Origin of the sequence: Kamptonema sp. PCC 6506 (assembly GCF_000180455.1) — a bacterium.
In the GTDB taxonomy this organism is placed as follows: Bacteria; Cyanobacteriota; Cyanobacteriia; order Cyanobacteriales; family Microcoleaceae; genus Kamptonema; species Kamptonema formosum.
The window spans coordinates 1-15,633 of record NZ_CACA01000374.1; the positions used below are offsets into that span (position 1 = coordinate 1).

General features: G+C 43.0%; 15 protein-coding genes. 10 read left to right on the forward strand and 5 right to left on the reverse strand.

From position 1 onward, the window contains the following. Positions 1-385 precede the first annotated feature (385 nt). The 5 genes from OSCI_RS27365 (at position 386) to OSCI_RS27385 (ending at position 5,369) form a co-directional block, all read left to right on the forward strand. Positions 386-1,411 carry an ABC transporter permease gene (locus OSCI_RS27365; protein WP_007358494.1) on the forward strand — a complete coding sequence of 342 codons (1,026 nt, stop codon included), beginning with the start codon at positions 386-388 and terminating at the stop codon, positions 1,409-1,411. Positions 1,412-1,580: 169 nt separating this feature from the next. Then, positions 1,581-2,153: a hypothetical protein gene (locus OSCI_RS27370; protein WP_007358495.1), complete on the forward strand. Its 573-nt coding sequence runs from the start codon at positions 1,581-1,583 to the stop codon at positions 2,151-2,153. Positions 2,154-2,375: 222 nt separating this feature from the next. Next, on the forward strand, positions 2,376-3,419 hold the full coding sequence (locus OSCI_RS27375) for a hypothetical protein (protein WP_007358496.1): 1,044 nt from the start codon (positions 2,376-2,378) through the stop codon (positions 3,417-3,419). A gap of 195 nt (positions 3,420-3,614) precedes the next feature. Beyond that, on the forward strand, positions 3,615-4,388 hold the full coding sequence (locus OSCI_RS27380; protein WP_026103712.1) for an ABC transporter permease: 774 nt from the start codon (positions 3,615-3,617) through the stop codon (positions 4,386-4,388). A 66-nt stretch (positions 4,389-4,454) separates the two neighbouring features. Next, a complete protein-coding gene (locus OSCI_RS27385; protein ID WP_007358498.1) occupies positions 4,455-5,369 on the forward strand; it encodes an ABC transporter ATP-binding protein in 915 nt (304 codons plus the stop codon). Positions 5,370-5,512: 143 nt separating this feature from the next. Here the strand turns inward: OSCI_RS27385 and OSCI_RS27390 are convergent, their stop codons facing one another. Next, on the reverse strand, positions 5,513-6,469 hold the full coding sequence (locus tag OSCI_RS27390) for a GNAT family N-acetyltransferase (protein WP_007358499.1): 957 nt from the start codon (positions 6,467-6,469) through the stop codon (positions 5,513-5,515). Between the two features lie 1,091 nt (positions 6,470-7,560). Here OSCI_RS27390 and pap point away from each other — a divergent pair. Together pap and OSCI_RS27400 are read left to right on the forward strand one after the other, a co-directional pair. After that, positions 7,561-9,048, forward strand: coding sequence for a polyphosphate:AMP phosphotransferase (gene pap, locus OSCI_RS27395; RefSeq protein ID WP_007358501.1), 1,488 nt, complete (start codon positions 7,561-7,563; stop codon positions 9,046-9,048). 68 nt (positions 9,049-9,116) lie between these two features. After that, a complete protein-coding gene (locus tag OSCI_RS27400; protein ID WP_007358502.1) occupies positions 9,117-10,172 on the forward strand; it encodes a YdcF family protein in 1,056 nt (351 codons plus the stop codon). A 36-nt stretch (positions 10,173-10,208) separates the two neighbouring features. Here OSCI_RS27400 and OSCI_RS27405 read toward each other — a convergent pair whose 3' ends face one another. After that, positions 10,209-10,517 (reverse strand): hypothetical protein, encoded by a 309-nt coding sequence (locus tag OSCI_RS27405; protein ID WP_007358503.1) that lies wholly within the window; start codon positions 10,515-10,517, stop codon positions 10,209-10,211. 275 nt (positions 10,518-10,792) lie between these two features. Between OSCI_RS27405 and OSCI_RS27410 the strand changes: the two genes are divergently transcribed. Beyond that, entirely contained in the window at positions 10,793-12,541 is a 1,749-nt protein-coding gene (locus OSCI_RS27410; RefSeq protein WP_007358504.1) for an ABC transporter ATP-binding protein, read from the forward strand. A 128-nt stretch (positions 12,542-12,669) separates the two neighbouring features. Here OSCI_RS27410 and OSCI_RS27415 read toward each other — a convergent pair whose 3' ends face one another. The 3 genes from OSCI_RS27415 to OSCI_RS27425 all read right to left on the reverse strand — a co-directional run bounded on the left by OSCI_RS27415 (position 12,670) and on the right by OSCI_RS27425 (position 14,405). Next, a complete protein-coding gene (locus tag OSCI_RS27415; RefSeq protein ID WP_007358505.1) occupies positions 12,670-13,647 on the reverse strand; it encodes an ABC transporter ATP-binding protein in 978 nt (325 codons plus the stop codon). Positions 13,648-13,743: 96 nt separating this feature from the next. After that, positions 13,744-14,115, reverse strand: a complete 372-nt coding sequence (locus OSCI_RS27420; protein ID WP_007358506.1) for a DUF5615 family PIN-like protein — start codon at positions 14,113-14,115, stop codon at positions 13,744-13,746. Next, positions 14,112-14,405 carry a DUF433 domain-containing protein gene (locus tag OSCI_RS27425; protein ID WP_007358507.1) on the reverse strand — a complete coding sequence of 98 codons (294 nt, stop codon included), beginning with the start codon at positions 14,403-14,405 and terminating at the stop codon, positions 14,112-14,114. The genes OSCI_RS27420 and OSCI_RS27425 overlap by 4 nt, the downstream gene beginning before the upstream one ends. A 112-nt stretch (positions 14,406-14,517) precedes the next feature. Between OSCI_RS27425 and OSCI_RS27430 the strand changes: the two genes are divergently transcribed. After that, complete coding sequence (locus OSCI_RS27430) at positions 14,518-14,688, forward strand: hypothetical protein (protein ID WP_007358508.1); 171 nt, start codon at positions 14,518-14,520, stop codon at positions 14,686-14,688. Continuing rightward, positions 14,685-15,266 carry an ARC6/PARC6 family protein gene (locus OSCI_RS27435; protein WP_007358509.1) on the forward strand — a complete coding sequence of 194 codons (582 nt, stop codon included), beginning with the start codon at positions 14,685-14,687 and terminating at the stop codon, positions 15,264-15,266. The genes OSCI_RS27430 and OSCI_RS27435 overlap by 4 nt, the downstream gene beginning before the upstream one ends. Positions 15,267-15,633: the final 367 nt, after the last annotated feature.

Sequence of the window (15,633 nt, forward strand, 5' to 3'; positions counted from 1 at the left end):
GAATCTTGGCCTAGAAACCGGGTTTTTGAGAGAATCTGTGGGTAACAACGAAGTATTTTCGTAAAAAACCCGGTTTCTTTGGTTAGGTGCGTAAGTCCTGTTAGTAAAAAAACCGGTTTCTTCGATCGCAGTAGTAAGTCCCATCCTAATTGCACCACCAACACCCAACTATGCAACTATGGGGAGAGGCATTAGGTTAAGGGAGATTGCTCTCGGCCTAACGGGTAGGCTACGCCAACGTTGCACTCGCAATGACAGATAATATATTATGTTCATCTACACTTAGCAATTAGCAATTAGCAATTAGCAATTACCAATTAGCAATTACCAATTACCAATTAGCAATTACCAATTACCAATTACCAATTACCAATTACCAAATATTATGTCCCGTTCTAAAGCCCTGCAATATTATATTTTCAGTCGTTTAATGCTGGCACCATTGATGCTGTGGACTATTACCACAGTAGTATTTTTACTGCTGCGAGCTACCCCCGGCGACCCAGTAGATGCAATTTTGGGGCCGCGAGCTCCGGCCAGCGTGAAAGAAGCTTTGCGATCGCAACTTGGTTTAGGCGACCCCCTGTGGCAACAATACCTCAACTACATGAAAGACTTACTAAGTTTTAACTTAGGAACCTCAATCACCAGTCGCGGCCAAACCGTGTGGCAAATTATCCAAGATAATTTCCCCGCAACAGTCGAACTAGCAGTATTTAGCATGGCCATAGCCGTAATAGTCGGTGTCACCGTCGGTTCCCTAGCAGCATCCCACCCCAACACCATCCTCGATGCCGGAGGCCGTTTATTTGGCATCATCACTTACTCCATACCCGCTTTTTGGGCAGGTATGGTATTACAATTAATTTTCGCAGTCCAGTTAGGTTGGTTTCCCTTGGGAACCAGATTTCCTGTCACTTTCCCCCCTCCACAAAACCTCACCGGACTATATGCTATTGACAGCCTTCTCAGCGGCAATATTAGCCAATTTTTCACAACTTTACACTATTTAGCACTCCCTAGCATGACGCTAGGAATTCTCCTCAGCGGCATTTTCGAGCGCATTGTGCGAGTTAACCTCAAGCAAACTTTGCAAGCGGATTATGTAGAAGCAGCTAGAGCTAGAGGTATTCCCGAATTACGGATTTTATGGTCTCATGCTCTGAAAAATGCCTTAATTCCAGTCATCACAGTTTTAGGATTAACTTTTGCCGCACTTTTAGGCGGTGCAATCTTAACAGAAGTAACATTTTCTTGGCCTGGGTTAGCCAATCGACTCTATCAGGCGATTTCAGATCGAGATTACCCAACAGTGCAGGGAATAGTCGTATTTTTTGCAGCAATTGTCGTGGTTGCTAGTATTGCGATCGATCTTTTAAATGCCTATATCGACCCGCGAATTAGGTACTAAAATCTATTGGTAGTACCGCCGTCTTGGTAGCATTCTTTATCACCAAGATGGCGGCGTTACGAAGGGTGATACGTCAATCTACTTACTTATCCGCTTTGAGAATGAGGACATCTTAATATTTTCTAGGTAATACTAGAAATAACAGATTTGAATTCTTGAGGAAATACTAATGAAAATATGGCATAGCATGGTGGCTTTATCGGCTGTCTTCACTCCATTTATGGCGGAGGCTGCTTTCAGCCAGCCTTTAAATTCCGAGTTTCCCAGAGTATCAAACCCGGAAGTTTACGTACCGATTTGCTATATCGAAACTACAAATGGCGCAACTCTGGATTTAAGAACCTTGTGCGGCTCCAATGCTGCCAGCACTAGGACTGCTCCCGTGAGTAACAATCGCAATAATTCAGACAATAGAACCAATCCAGGCAATCCCCAAACTAATCCAACGAATAACCCTAATACTCCTAATACTCCTGATACTAGCGAAAGAATAAGTGTCCCTACACCTAATAATCAGGGTAGGAATACAGGTGGCAATCCTAACCCCGGAAATATTGGAAACCCGACATTTGGTAATCCCAATGGCAGTCAATCTCCTGCTAATGGAACTAATACCGATGATGGCGTAGACTTTCCAGATAATACTGGGATTAATCTGCCAAGAGTTCCTTCGAGTGCTTTTGGGCCGGGAGGAACTGCACCAACTAGGGATAGTATTAACGGCCCTCAAAATCAGCAGTAATGAAAGTCTGTAGATGATATAGCGGTTTTCATTTGCATAAGAACAGGGTAATTGCTCATGGCTAATTGCTAATTCAGAGCAGTAGCTACACCATTGAAAACTGCTATATAAAACCCTCAAGGTTGGGATTTTAAAAAAAGTGTAATTCCTGTTGGCGTGTTGGCGGTGGAAGTGCCAAGATAAGTTAAGCCAAAACTTTATTGCTAGGAGCGAACAACTCTCATGTCAAACTTAGTTCAGCACTTAGACATCACCGCTCATCCCCGACTAGAGCAATCGTTAGGCTATCAAGGAGACAGCCGTTGGGTAGCTTGGCACTGGGAGCCGGAAATCCAACAGCTTATGTACTCTGATGGCAAAAACTTTGGAACTGGCAAGAATATGGCATGGCAGATTTTCTTGCAACATCGGCTCGTTAATCCTTCTATAAAAGACTATCAGTTAGTCGAAAGCGATCGCAACTGGTTGCTTTTAGACAGACAAAGCCGAAATATCTATGTCGGCGAAGGAAAAACCGTCCAAAGTTTGCTCGAACAGCCAGAAAGTTTAGCTTTACTTGCCTGTCTCGATGGTAATAACAATCCCATCAAAGAAACTGCTGAATCCGTACAACAGACACTAGGAAAATTTAGAACTTCAGACACTTTCCGCCATCTGACCAATTTTGTGCCCCTCGGCATTGCAGTGGGTTTAATAGTTGCTTTAGGTGCGGGAACTAAGTTGTGGGTAGTGCCAACTGTTCAACAACAATTAGCGGAAAAAATTCCTGTTTCGCCAGTTAGTCCAGATGCGAACTGTGGCATCGGCAGTTCTAATGATTTTTCTGCTTATGTGGCTTTTTCGACGGGAGATACTGAGCTTCATGTGATTGGTGTGTATGAAGCAGGAACAGATAATAGTAGTGGGAATCATCCCCCTGGCACGATTGATGTAAGAGTAGAACGTCAAAATAAGCGCATCGTTCTTGCACTTTCAGCTTACGAACCAGTCCGCTGGAATATTATCGCAGAACCAGGGGCAGAAATTGAAAAAATCATCGTCAATGGATACTACGAACAAACTATTTCTGGTGTTGGAGGAATTCCCATCGAACAGTATACCTATAACGGAAATGGAAGTTACCTCGGCAATTTTACTTACCAATGGGGTTCTCCTTCTGAAAGTATTAATACGCCGTCACTTGTCGATGTCCTCGAACAGCTCAATAACACAAATATAACTTCTTTTCAGGGATGCTACCGAGGCACAAGTTTTTCGATTAAATGAGGAGTATAGCTAGGGACTAGGGGCTAGGGACTAGGGACTAGGGACTATAGGAAAAGAGGGGTTAGGGGAAGAAGGGAAGAGAATCTATGGTGGCAGGAAATCAGAGTGTGTTAAATGCCTTGGCGGTTGCTATAAAATAGTAGAGTTGGCATGGCCAGCTCTACTGGATTTATCTCTTCCCAAATTTCCCCTTTTATGAAATACTGGCACGAAACGCTGGCAGTAGCGCAGCGCATTTTAACTGAATTATTGCGGCGGCGACGAAGCTTGGTTTTCTGGAGTATTTTTCCAATTTCTGTGTTACTTCTCAACGGATTTATTTTGGCAGAACGTGCTAAGCTCACAACTGCTAAAGCTTTTGAAAGTGCTGCTCCCGCAACTTTGGTAGGTGCGGCGCTATTTTTTAGTTGTTTAGGTGGTAGTGTGGCAACGGTGGTAGCAGAGCGAGAACAACAAACTCTTAAACGTTTGTTTATTTCACCCCTCAGTGGCACGTCTTACTTTTTAGGAATTTTTGTTGCTCACAGTTGTATTGGCATTGGTCAGACACTTTTAGTATATGCGATCGCGGCATTTTTAGGCGCACAATTTCAAGGTTCTATTCCTTTGGGATGTTTGATTATCTTATTAAGCATTATTTCTTATGTTGGCGTTGGCTTCATCCTGGGTACGCAATTTGCACGACGCACTGAAGATGTTAACTCGTTGGTAGCGGCTTTTGGCGTTCCTCTATTAATTTTAGGTGGTGCATTCTTGCCAGCTTCGCTATTTCCCAAAAATCTACTAGAACTTGCTAAATACAATCCGATTTATCACATGAATGAGGCCTTGATAGGTGTCTGGGCAAACGGTAAAGAGTTGTCTGATATTGGATATAACTTCTGGTTTTTATCTGTATTTGCTGTTTTAATGGTAGGAGGCGGTTGGCTGTCTTATCGGCGGATGTTGAGCGTAGAGAGAAGACTTTAAGGGAGTTTTAATTGCCCGTAACGCGGCCCTCTGGGAAGCGTTACGATAATTTGAGGTATAGAAAAAATGCTACAAATTGATAAGTTAAGTAAGTCTTATGGTAATCGTCCAGTGCTTGAAGATTTAACACTCCATATTCTAAGTGGAGAAATTTACGGTTTACTGGGGCCTAATGGTGCTGGCAAAACTACTACTATCAATATTTTATGCAATTTATTGAGAGCGGATAGCGGGAAAATTACAATCAATAATTTCCCTATCTCTGAGGCTACTAAATCTTTAATAGGCGTTGCACCGCAAGAAAATTTGCTTTACAAAAGCCTTAGTTGCGAAGAAAATTTAAATTTTTTTGCTCAAATTTATGGGCTAGATAGTAAGCTCCGTCGGTATCAGGTGCGGCAATGTTTAAAAGCCGTAAATTTGATCGACAGGGCAAATAGTTCAGTAGAAACTCTCAGCGGTGGAATGCAGCGAAGATTGAATATTGCTGTGGCTTTGGTACATCAACCTAAGTTGGTAATTTTAGATGAACCGACTACGGGTTTAGATATTGAAGCGCGTTATGAAATTTGGGATTTAATTCTACGTTTGAAAGCACAAGGAATTACTATCTTATTAACTACTCATTTGTTAGATGAAGCTGAGCGTCTTTGCGAGCGAATTGGGATTCTTAAAAATGGGAAAATTTTGGCTGAGGGCAGTTTGGAAGAGTTGCGAAAATTGATTCCAGCGCAAGAAGTAATCCTTGTCAAAACGCGGGAGGAAGAGAAAGCGATCGCGCGTGCTCGAGAATGCGGTTTCACCCCCCGCCGCTACGGTAGTGACTTAGCTTTTTGGTTGCCAGAACCTCTAGAATTAAAGGAGATTTTGTTGCGCTTTGACAGCATTTCTATTGACTCAATTGCCCGTCATCCGGTGCGGTTGGAGCATATTTATGTGGAGGTGACGCAACAAGAGGAAAGAGGAAAAACGCAAAAATAATACAAAATAATATCATGTCCGGCAAATTACTTACTATCTGTCATTGTTCGCTGTGCTCCGCAGATGATATAACAAAATAAAACGGGAAAGCAACTGATTACTTTCCCGCGATTTAAACTTTTACAAGCGATCAGAGTTAAGACTTACAATGGTTTTACCCAGGAAAGCCAAGTTTCCACAGGGCGGAAACCAACAGATGTGTACAACTTCGTTGCATTTGTTAAGCTTTCGGCATCGACACTGAGTTTAGCGGTATCTGCACCTGCGGCTTTTAAGTGATGCAATCCTGCGAGTAATACTGCTTTTCCTAAACCCATTTGTCGGAAACCGCGCCGCGTACCTAAAAACTCGATCCAGCCGTCGTTACTGCGGTTAAGGGCATTTTCTTCTGCTTTGATTTGGCAGTCGCAGAAAGCGGCAAAAGTACCATCGGGTGCGATCGCTACTAAGTCTAATTCTGGCTGATAACTGGTATCTTTCATCCACTGACGTACAGTTTCAACTGTTAAATCGTGGTGGTTCCAGTGATCGATAAATGACTCGTTGAACATCTCTACCCAAGGTTGAGCGTCTTTTTCGCCTGAGAGGTGAGATAATTTGAATTCTGCTGGAAATTCGGGTGTAGGAATTGCTTCCGATAGCGATCGCGCCATTGTTAAAAAGTAGCGATCGCTCGCGAAACCTTGTTTTTCTAACAAGCGGATTACTAAACTATTATTTTCGCGGGTGTAGGTACGCAATTTAACTGGCAATTTGCGCTCTATTCCTACTTCCTTCAACCGCTTTTCGCTCCAGTTAATTATGTCCTGTTCTAAACCTGCGTCACGCATTGAAGGATGGACATAAAACCAGAGATAACCGTCGATATCAATTTTTGATTCAGGGATATCTAACAGTGCTAAAGCTGTGAGTTTACCCCTAGTTTCCCACAATTGTACGTCGCGGGATTTGTCGAGGTAAGGTGCATTAAGTTTGAGTTTGAGTTCGCAAGCGGTTGCTTCTTCGTCTAATTGTTCGGCGGTTTGGCAAGCGTTTACTAAGTCTGCGATCGCCCGCCAGTCGCTTTCGCCCCTGTAGGAGCGCATGGTTAAAGTAGTCATAAAAAACTTGCAATCCGGTAATTCGGACTGTTCCTCTTAGTGGGTATTGCAAAATAAGTACAGCAGTACAGCGATTTAGGTCTGTGGTGTTATCGCAACCGCCAAGGCGGTTAGGGGTTAGGGGCTAGGGGCTAGGGGCTAGGGGCTAGGGGAAGAAGGAGAAGAAGAGAATTGAATCTGAATTCAGAACGTCCTAACCGACGAAAGCGGTTGCTATATCGCCAACAAACCTATTAATTCCTAATCAGGCAAATGTTAGATCTAGCGGTTTTCAGTTGTATGAGAATGGGCTAATTGCTAATTGCTAATTGCTAATTGCTAATTGGGAAAAAAGCTTCCCCTCCTCCAGAGATCCCCTGCTCCCCTCTCTTTCCCTAGCCCCTAGCCCCTAGCCCCTAGTCCCTTCTTTAATTTAGTTATGGAAAAATTGGGAATTTTTAACAGCCGCCTCGGAAGACAGCTATTAGTATTTGAGAATGTTCTTGATAAAGTCACGAAACCTCTTTTTGTCACTGAGGCTTTCATACTTTATCGAATTATGCACTCATAAAAAAATTTTGCCCTTTTGGGGTAGTTTGGTGTGTAATTTGTATGTCAGTATCAGGCTGGATTTACGCCCAATCTTCGTAGATGGCGTTTCAAACTGTCACCAAACCTGCTGTTTAAGTAACGGTGATTTGATTGTAAAGCTGCTCAGAAAAGCTAAGTAAAGAAATTTTTCACCCCCGGTGAAGTCTTTGGTTTTTACTTTTGCTCTGTTTTATATTACATCTTTTCTCAGGGATTTTCGCTTCCTCCCCTTGAGTGACCCGCTAGGGTGAGGGAGAAATCGAACTTGTTTAAAAGTACCCTAATATTACTATAACAGCAGCCACTTTTTTTGGCAAGTTTTTAGGTTGGGAAGTTATGGGTGGGGTGTGGACTGTGACAGATTGTGGGCCAGTTGCGATCGCACATAACTTTTTTGTGAAATTTTAGAGTTTAAACTTAGACAGGCGTTAGACTGGGGTTTTAATTTCCCATCCCGCAGAATCTCACCTACCACTCCTCAAAACTTCCGCCTGCGTTCCCTCATTCTCAAAAATAAGCTGATGTTAGACAACCTCGATTTGAATTTATCCCTGGATAAAGAAACCTACGATTCTAAGATCGAAGTTTTGATGAAGCAGTTGCGATCGCTGCAAAAAGCCTGCTGGGAAAAAAAATTACCCGTAATTCTCGTGCTCGAAGGTTGGGCCGCTGCGGGAAAAGGTGCCCTCGTCAAAAAAATGGTAGGATACATCGACCCGCGCGGGTTTACAGTTCATCCCATTTGGCCTGCAACAGATGAAGAGCGCAGCTATCCCTTCCTGTGGCGGTTTTGGCAGAAACTTCCCGCTCGCGGACAAATGAGTTTTTTCTATCACAGTTGGTACACCCACGTCTTAGAAGATCGATTATTTGAGCGCGTTTCCGATGCTCAAGTACCGATGGTAATGCGGCAAATTAACGCTTTTGAGCGACAAATGGTAGATGACGGCGCTGCGATCGCCAAATTCTGGATACACCTGAGCAAAAAAGAACTTAAAGGCCGACTCAAAAAATTAGAAAGCGACAAATTGCAAGCATGGCGCGTGCGGCCAGAAGATTGGCATCAAGCCAAAAATTACGACAAATATAGAACCTTTGCCGAAGAAATGGTCGTACAAACCAGCACGGGCCCCGCACCTTGGACATTAGTAGAAGGAGATTGTCAACGCTGGGCCAGAGTCAAAGTTTTAACCCAAATGGCCGCCACAATTACAGAAGCGCTCGATCGCCTCCATCTGCAAAGTCCTCCCCTAGCAGTGACAATTCAAAACCGCCTCGAACCCACAGAACCAGATTTTCTCGCCCAAGTTAATCTTTCTCAAGTATTAACATCTGAAGAATACAAACAAAAACTCCGTCAAGAACAGGTACGTCTCGGCAAATTGCAACAGAGTCTTCATCAACAAAAAATGTCAGTATTAATCTTATTTGAAGGCTGGGATGCTGCCGGAAAAGGAGGAGCAATTAAACGCTTAACCGACATTTTAGACCCTCGGAGTTATGTAGTAAATGCCTTTGCCGCACCAACAGATGAAGAAAAAGCCCATCACTACCTGTGGAGGTTCTGGCGCAAGTTACCAAATGCCGAAAAAATAGCAATTTTTGACCGGAGTTGGTATGGTCGAGTAATGGTTGAGCGCGTTGAAGGATTTGCTACGGAAACCGAATGGCGACGTGCTTATCAAGAGATTAATGAGTTTGAAGAACAATTGACTTCTGCCGGCTGCGTTTTAATTAAATTCTGGCTGCACATCAGCCAAGAAGAGCAATTAAAGCGGTTTACAGATCGCCAGGAAAATCCTTTTAAGCAATACAAACTCACCGATGAAGATTGGCGGAATCGAGAGAAGTGGCCGTTCTACGATGTAGCAGTAAATCAAATGATTCAGCGCACGAGTACACCTGCGGCTCCCTGGACTTTGATACCTGCTAATGACAAATATTATGCTCGCGTTAATGTAATTGAAACTGTGGTGCAAGCCATTCGGAATGAGTTAAAACGTAGATAATAGCTAGGGGAAGAAGGGGCTAGGGGCTAGGGGCTAGGGGCTAGGGTAAGAAGGGTAAGAAGAGGAAGATGGGGAGGGATTATTACCAATTACCAATTACCAATTACCAATTATCAATTACCAAAGATATTATGATTCGAGCAATTTTAATACTTTTAGTATTTATTTATATTATATATTCCAATATACTGGCTCCAATATTGCCGGACGAAAAGGATAAAAATAAGTACGAATCATTAGTCGTACTCTTAATGGTATCCCTAATCGTAACATTGGCAATAATAGGAATTTTTACACCTAATAGTCAGTTAGCATCGGCGGTGCGAAGCGGTTTGCTCGTTTTACTGACGACACCTCTAGGATTAGCAGTTTTACTTTTAATTTTCGCAACAACAGGCATAGTCAGCGGAGGTGTCAGAAACCCAGCCCCGAAAAGAATTATATCAGCTTTGCTACTATTAATTGTTGCTAGCAACCCATTAGTTGCTTTGTCACTAGCTGAGCAAGCAGAAAGAGAAGCTATACAACTAGTTCAAATTGAAACCTGCTGTCAAAATAAAGTAGGAGCAATAGTATTAGTTGGTCAGGGAACAACCGAGCCTAAAATCCCCTACCGCACTCAAATTCAACTAACTGATGCTGGCGATCGCATTGCCTATGCAGCTAGGTTATACCGACATGGTTTAGCCCCCTATCTGATTGTCAGCGCAGGTTATAGGCCGGATCTAGAGGGTCATGTTCTTGAAGCTGCTGATGTTAAGAGACTACTGGTAAAAATGGGTGTACTACCAGAAGATATTATCCTAGAAACCAAGTCCAAAAACTTGCATGAAAGTGCGATTCAAACTAGAATAATATTAAATAATAAAGGTCTTGGGGATAGAATCATCCTTGTGACCTCTGCAATTCAAATGGGCCGCGCTACCCGAACATTTATTAAGGAAAAAATGAGGGTTTCTCCGGCTCCCACAGATTTCTACACCTTTGAGCTAAATGCTAAACCCAGGCGTAGATTAATGGTAGTAGACTTTTTTCCGAGCGCCCAAGCACTATCTATTACTACGCGAATCATCCAGGAAGACTTCGCATATTTATACTATTTTGTGCGGGGCTGGTTGGGTTAGATTATTTCAAATTTAACCAACTTAAAGAAACCTCTCCTATTCGCGATCGCGAGTTGATTCTACCAAAGTACCCCGATCCAGAAAATTCTGACCATCCGATTCCTCTAACACTTGAGAGGCCTCTTCAGGAGAGCGAGAATCGCTAAATTCTCCCCTATTAACGATCAGAACATTAATCCCCAACGCTAACAGTAGTAAAATCACAAGAGAACCAAATCCAGATCCTTCTCCTCTCCGAAATTGCCCAGAATCAAGGTTAATCGTACCCTCAATCTCCTTTCCTTTCAAACGCCCATTCAGGCAAAAGCCGCGAAATCTGATTTGATTGTCTTCTAGTCTCGACATAATGATACCCCTATGTGGCAGATGCTAGTCCCCTGCTCTATTCGGCGGCGATCGCGCGTTTTCGGGAAAGATTGGCTGGGGTATTCTCCCCCTTTAGATAGAAAAATAAACAAGCTGAAGGTATTAGGTTAATATAGGAGAGGGGTAAGATGGGATGTAATTTGGGATTTTAGATGGCGGAATTGAAATTATTTCTGTATCCGAGCTTTATCCTGCTGCTGTACCGCACCTGACACCCAATTTAAAATTTCAATTCTAAATTCTAAACTCGATAGATGGCTGATTCTCGACGACTGCAAAAACTAATTGCCTACCTGCGCCCCCACTGGAAAAACGCATCCTGGGGCGTTTTATCTCTGTTGGTTGTTAATGCTGTAGGGGTTTACATTCCCTTGCTGATTCGCAATGGAATTGACGAGCTCCAAGTTGCGGTTAAATTCGACCGAATTTTACACTATTCGTTGCTAATTTTTGTGCTCGCTTCCATCATGTGGGCAATTCGGATGTTATCGCGGATCTTACTATTTGGGGTGGGTCGTCAGGTAGAATTTGACCTCAAACAAAAGATTTTTAATCGTCTTTTGACATTGGAACCATCCTATTTTGCTGGTAACACAGTTGGAGATTTAATTAATCGCGCTACTTCTGATGTGGAGAATATCCGCCGCTTAGTGGGTTTTGCGGTTTTGAGTTTAGCTAATACAGCATTTGCTTACGCCTTGACTTTACCTGTGATGTTAGGGATTAATGTGAAGTTAACTATCTTAGCCATTAGCGTTTATCCTTTAATGTTAGTTTTGGTGCAATTATTCAGCGATAAGCTTCGCATCCAGCAGTTAAATGTACAAGAGGAACTTTCCAGTATTAGCGATTTGATTCAGGAGGATATGAGCGGCATTTCTTTGATTAAGATTTACGCTCAAGAACAGAACGAAAGAAAAGCCTTTCGCGATTCTACTAAGCAGTTATTGGGGGCTAATTTAGAATTAGCTCAAACTCGGAATTTACTATTTCCTATACTCGGCGGTTTAGCCAGTTTAAGTTTGCTGGTAGTGCTCTCTGTAGGTGCTGGTGCGATCGCCAGTGGTGAAATCAGTATCGGTGATTTTGTTGCTCTACTTTTGTTCGTGGAACGTTTAGTTTTCCCGACTGCACTGCTGGGATTTACAATCACAGCTTACCAACGAGGAGAAGTCAGTATCGATCGCATTGAGTCAATTCTCATAGTTGAGCCAAAAATTAAAGATGCTGCTACTCCCGTCGAATTACCAAAACCAATCAAAGGTTGGCTAAGTGCACGTAACTTGAGCTATACTTACCCTGAAGCTAAAACGCCGGCTCTCAAGGATGTCAACTTCACAATTAAACCCGGAGAAACTGTTTCTATTGTCGGGCAAATTGGCTCTGGGAAGTCAACTTTAGCTAATGCTTTACCGCGTTTGTTAGATATTGGAATCGACCAATTGTTTTTAGATGGTAAAGATATTACACAACTGCGGTTAGTAGATTTGCGGGGCGCGATTGCCTACGTCCCTCAAGAAAGTTTCCTATTTAGTACCACCATCAAAAATAATATTCGCTACGGCAATCCTTTAGCAGAGCAACCAGAGATTGAAGAGGCGGCGAAACAAGCACAAATGCACTCGGAAATCCTGAATTTTCCCCAGCAATATAAAACAGTAGTTGGGGAACGTGGAATTATGCTATCAGGCGGACAGAGGCAGCGAATGGCATTAGCTAGAGCGTTGTTAATTGATGCACCAGTCTTGATTTTGGATGATGCTTTATCTAGTGTTGACAATCAAACTGCTACGGATATTTTAAAAAATTTGGCAACTGGAACTCAGCGCAAAACTGTGATTTTTATTTCTCATCAAATGTCAGCGGCTGCTACTGCTGACCGCATTTTTGTTATGGATAGCGGTGCAATTATCCAGACAGGAACTCATGGAGAACTTGTGCAGGAAAAAGGGCTTTACCAGTCCTTATGGAATCAGCAAAAGTTAGAGGAATTATTGCGTTAGGCAGGAGGCAGGAGGCAGGAGGCAGAACGAAGTATTTTCGTCAAAAAACCAGGTTTCTGTGGTTGGTTGCGTAAGTCCTGTAAGTGCTAACAATAAAATTGTCAAGAGTTATGATGGCGGTTCCCAGATCAACTACTGGAATGGATACCACGCTGTTGTAACTGCTGAAGAAAAAACTCTTCTAAACTAGGTCTAGCTAGGTTCATACCTATCAATTGTGCTCCCATCAGAGTGAGAGTAGCGATAAAATCTTGGGGACTAGCTTGCAAATGACCGTACCAGACCTCACCCTCCAGTTCTAAATCGGGTACCCATTTTTTAAGTACGTTTAAATGGCCACCTTTACCTTTAACATGGTAGGTTTCAGTTGTTCCCAACAGTTCATTAAGGTTGCCAATACAGATTAACTCGCCTTGGGCGAGGATACCGATGCGATCGCAGATTTGTTCCACATCTGAGAGGACGTGGCTATTAAAAAAAATTGTCTTCTTCTGGGCTTTGAGAGATAAAATAATCTCGCGCATTTGATAGCGTCCCATCGGATCGAGGCCCGACATCGGCTCATCGAGAAATACTAACACTGGATCGTTAATCAGTGCTTGAGCCATGCCAATCCTTTGCAGCATTCCTTTAGAATATTGGCGCAACTGTTTTTTGATTGCTGCTGACTTAGCTAGCCCCACCAAGTCTAACAAATCGGGAATGCGCTGGCGCTGCACGGAGGCTGGAATTTGGAACAATCCAGCGGTAAACTGTAAGAATTCCCAGCCAGTGAGATAATCGTAGAAATAGGGATTTTCTGGGAGGTAGCCGACTCGCTGTTTGACAGTGCGATCGCCCAATGGTTGACCCAAAAGCAGCCCCCACCCAGATGTAGGCCGCACGATACCTAGCAGCGTTTTCAGCAGGGTAGTTTTTCCCGCACCGTTTTGGCCCAAAAGTCCGAAAGTTTCCCCCTGAAAGACGGTCAGAGTGCAGCTTTTGAGAGATTCAATTTTTTGATTCATCCAAAAACCAGTGCGGTATAGCTTGCCAAGTTGAGAGGTTTCTACCGCTGGAGTTGGTTCTGGCTTGTTGATGGGGATTAAATCTACAGCAGTATCCATAGAGGGCGTTAGTCTGTGCTTTTAATACTGATTCTAATCTGGTTTGAGGCGCGATCGCTTGCGGCAAGCAGGGAAAATTCCCAATAGTTTACATTTCTAATCATCGCCCATATAATCCCTCAGAAACACCAGTTGACCGATCATTTCCTCTGCTGACTTTACAGCTATTAATCTCATGACCCCACGCAACTGAGTACCTACAGAGTATTGCTGTTGCGCTCCGATAATGATGCCTGCATGAGAGTTCTCTACTGCCATAAATGTACTGTGCAAACGGCAGAAATCTCCCACATTAAAAGTGTATATGACTCTGCCTAGCTCACTTGCTAATACCAGATGTATTTCATCGCTAGTCCCTGTTATTTCAAGCTCACCAACGGTAATCGCATCTACACCCCGCACCCGCAAAGCTTGGACGAGTTGCCGATCCATTGCATCCTCATCCATGTATAAACGAATCTGACTCATAGCTGCTTGCCAACTCCATAAATAGAGTGAAAATGCTCATAATCTGCTTGTTCGGCAGCTAGATACGCTTCTATTTCGTCTTTATTGGTGTGATAATAAGTGAGAGCTGCATAAATTTGTCCTAAAGTCAAATGTCCAATCCGGTTAGCGATTTCCTCTGCATTCCATCCCATTTTGTACCAACCTGCAATTCTCTGAACAGAAACCCTACTTCCCTCAATTCGGGGACGACCCCCGCAGGTTCCGGGCGTAGAAACAATCAGCGTCCCGATGTCAATAGCCGTTGACATATTTACCTCTGTTGTATATTATCTCTGATTCTAATCTGGTTCGAGGCGCGATCGCGAATCCTCCCAATTTGAGATAGTATAGACATATAGATGTGCCTACATATTGCTGGACATGGATCGATCGAAGATTATTGCTATTGTCACTGGTGCGATTTCTGTATTTTTAGCGATCGCCTACCTCATCCTCGTCCAACTATTAGACTTCCGAGGCGAAATGCTACCTGCACCCCAAAGTCAACTAACGCCATCAGTGGAAATTGCCTATTTTCCCGCACAAAAATGAAACTGAGAATTTTCGCGATCGCAGCATTCTTAATTCCTCTGAACTCAGTAACGCCAATTCAAGCTACTACCTTCCCCATTTTTAAGGAAAATTGGCCAACTCTCAACTCTCCTCTAATTAAGGAGAATCCAGAGATATCTTTGAGCACTGCTTCCCCAACAAAAGGTATAATTCTTACTCAAGCTAACACCAACAGTGCAGCCCTTACTTTAGGACAAGCTGCCGATATCATTAGTCGGTGGCTGGATGTCAAGCAAAAAGTATTTGCTCCCCCCTTCGATCGTGAAAGCCTTGCTAGCCTGACTACAGGTATTTTGTATGCCGACACTGTTAAAGCCATTGAGTATTTGAAAAATAACAAGGCTTACTATCGCTACGGCGTGCAAAAAGTTGAATCCGTCGAACGGTTTGCAGCATCGGGAAACAAAGCAACTATAGAAGTTAGAGTTACCGAAGATGTCACCCTTTATCAAAATGGTCAAGTCGAGAATAGTAGTTTTAATACCAAACTGGTTCGCTACAGTTTAGAGTATTGGGATGGCGTGTGGAAAATAGCTGATGCCCAAGTAATTTATTAAATGAAGGAAGAAGGAAGAAGGAAGAAGGAAGAGGGATGAAGGAAGAGGGATGAAGGGAGAGAAAAAATTAGCTATCTTAGAGATCGGAAAACTTTACTGTAACTTTATATAACTAGAAAACAACCTCGATTTTTTAAAGAGTTGGTAAAGTTCCCCTAAAACTCCTTGTGCTGTTAAGCACAACATCTTATCCTACTTAATGAAACCAATAAGAAATTATAGTAGCTTTTATTTGCATGAGGAACAATCTGCTAATTGTTAACTGTTAACTGCTAATTGTTAATTGTTAACTGTTAACTGTTAACTGTTAACTGTTAACTGTTAATTGGGGAAATTTTCTCCCCATCCTCCCCATCCTCCCCATCCT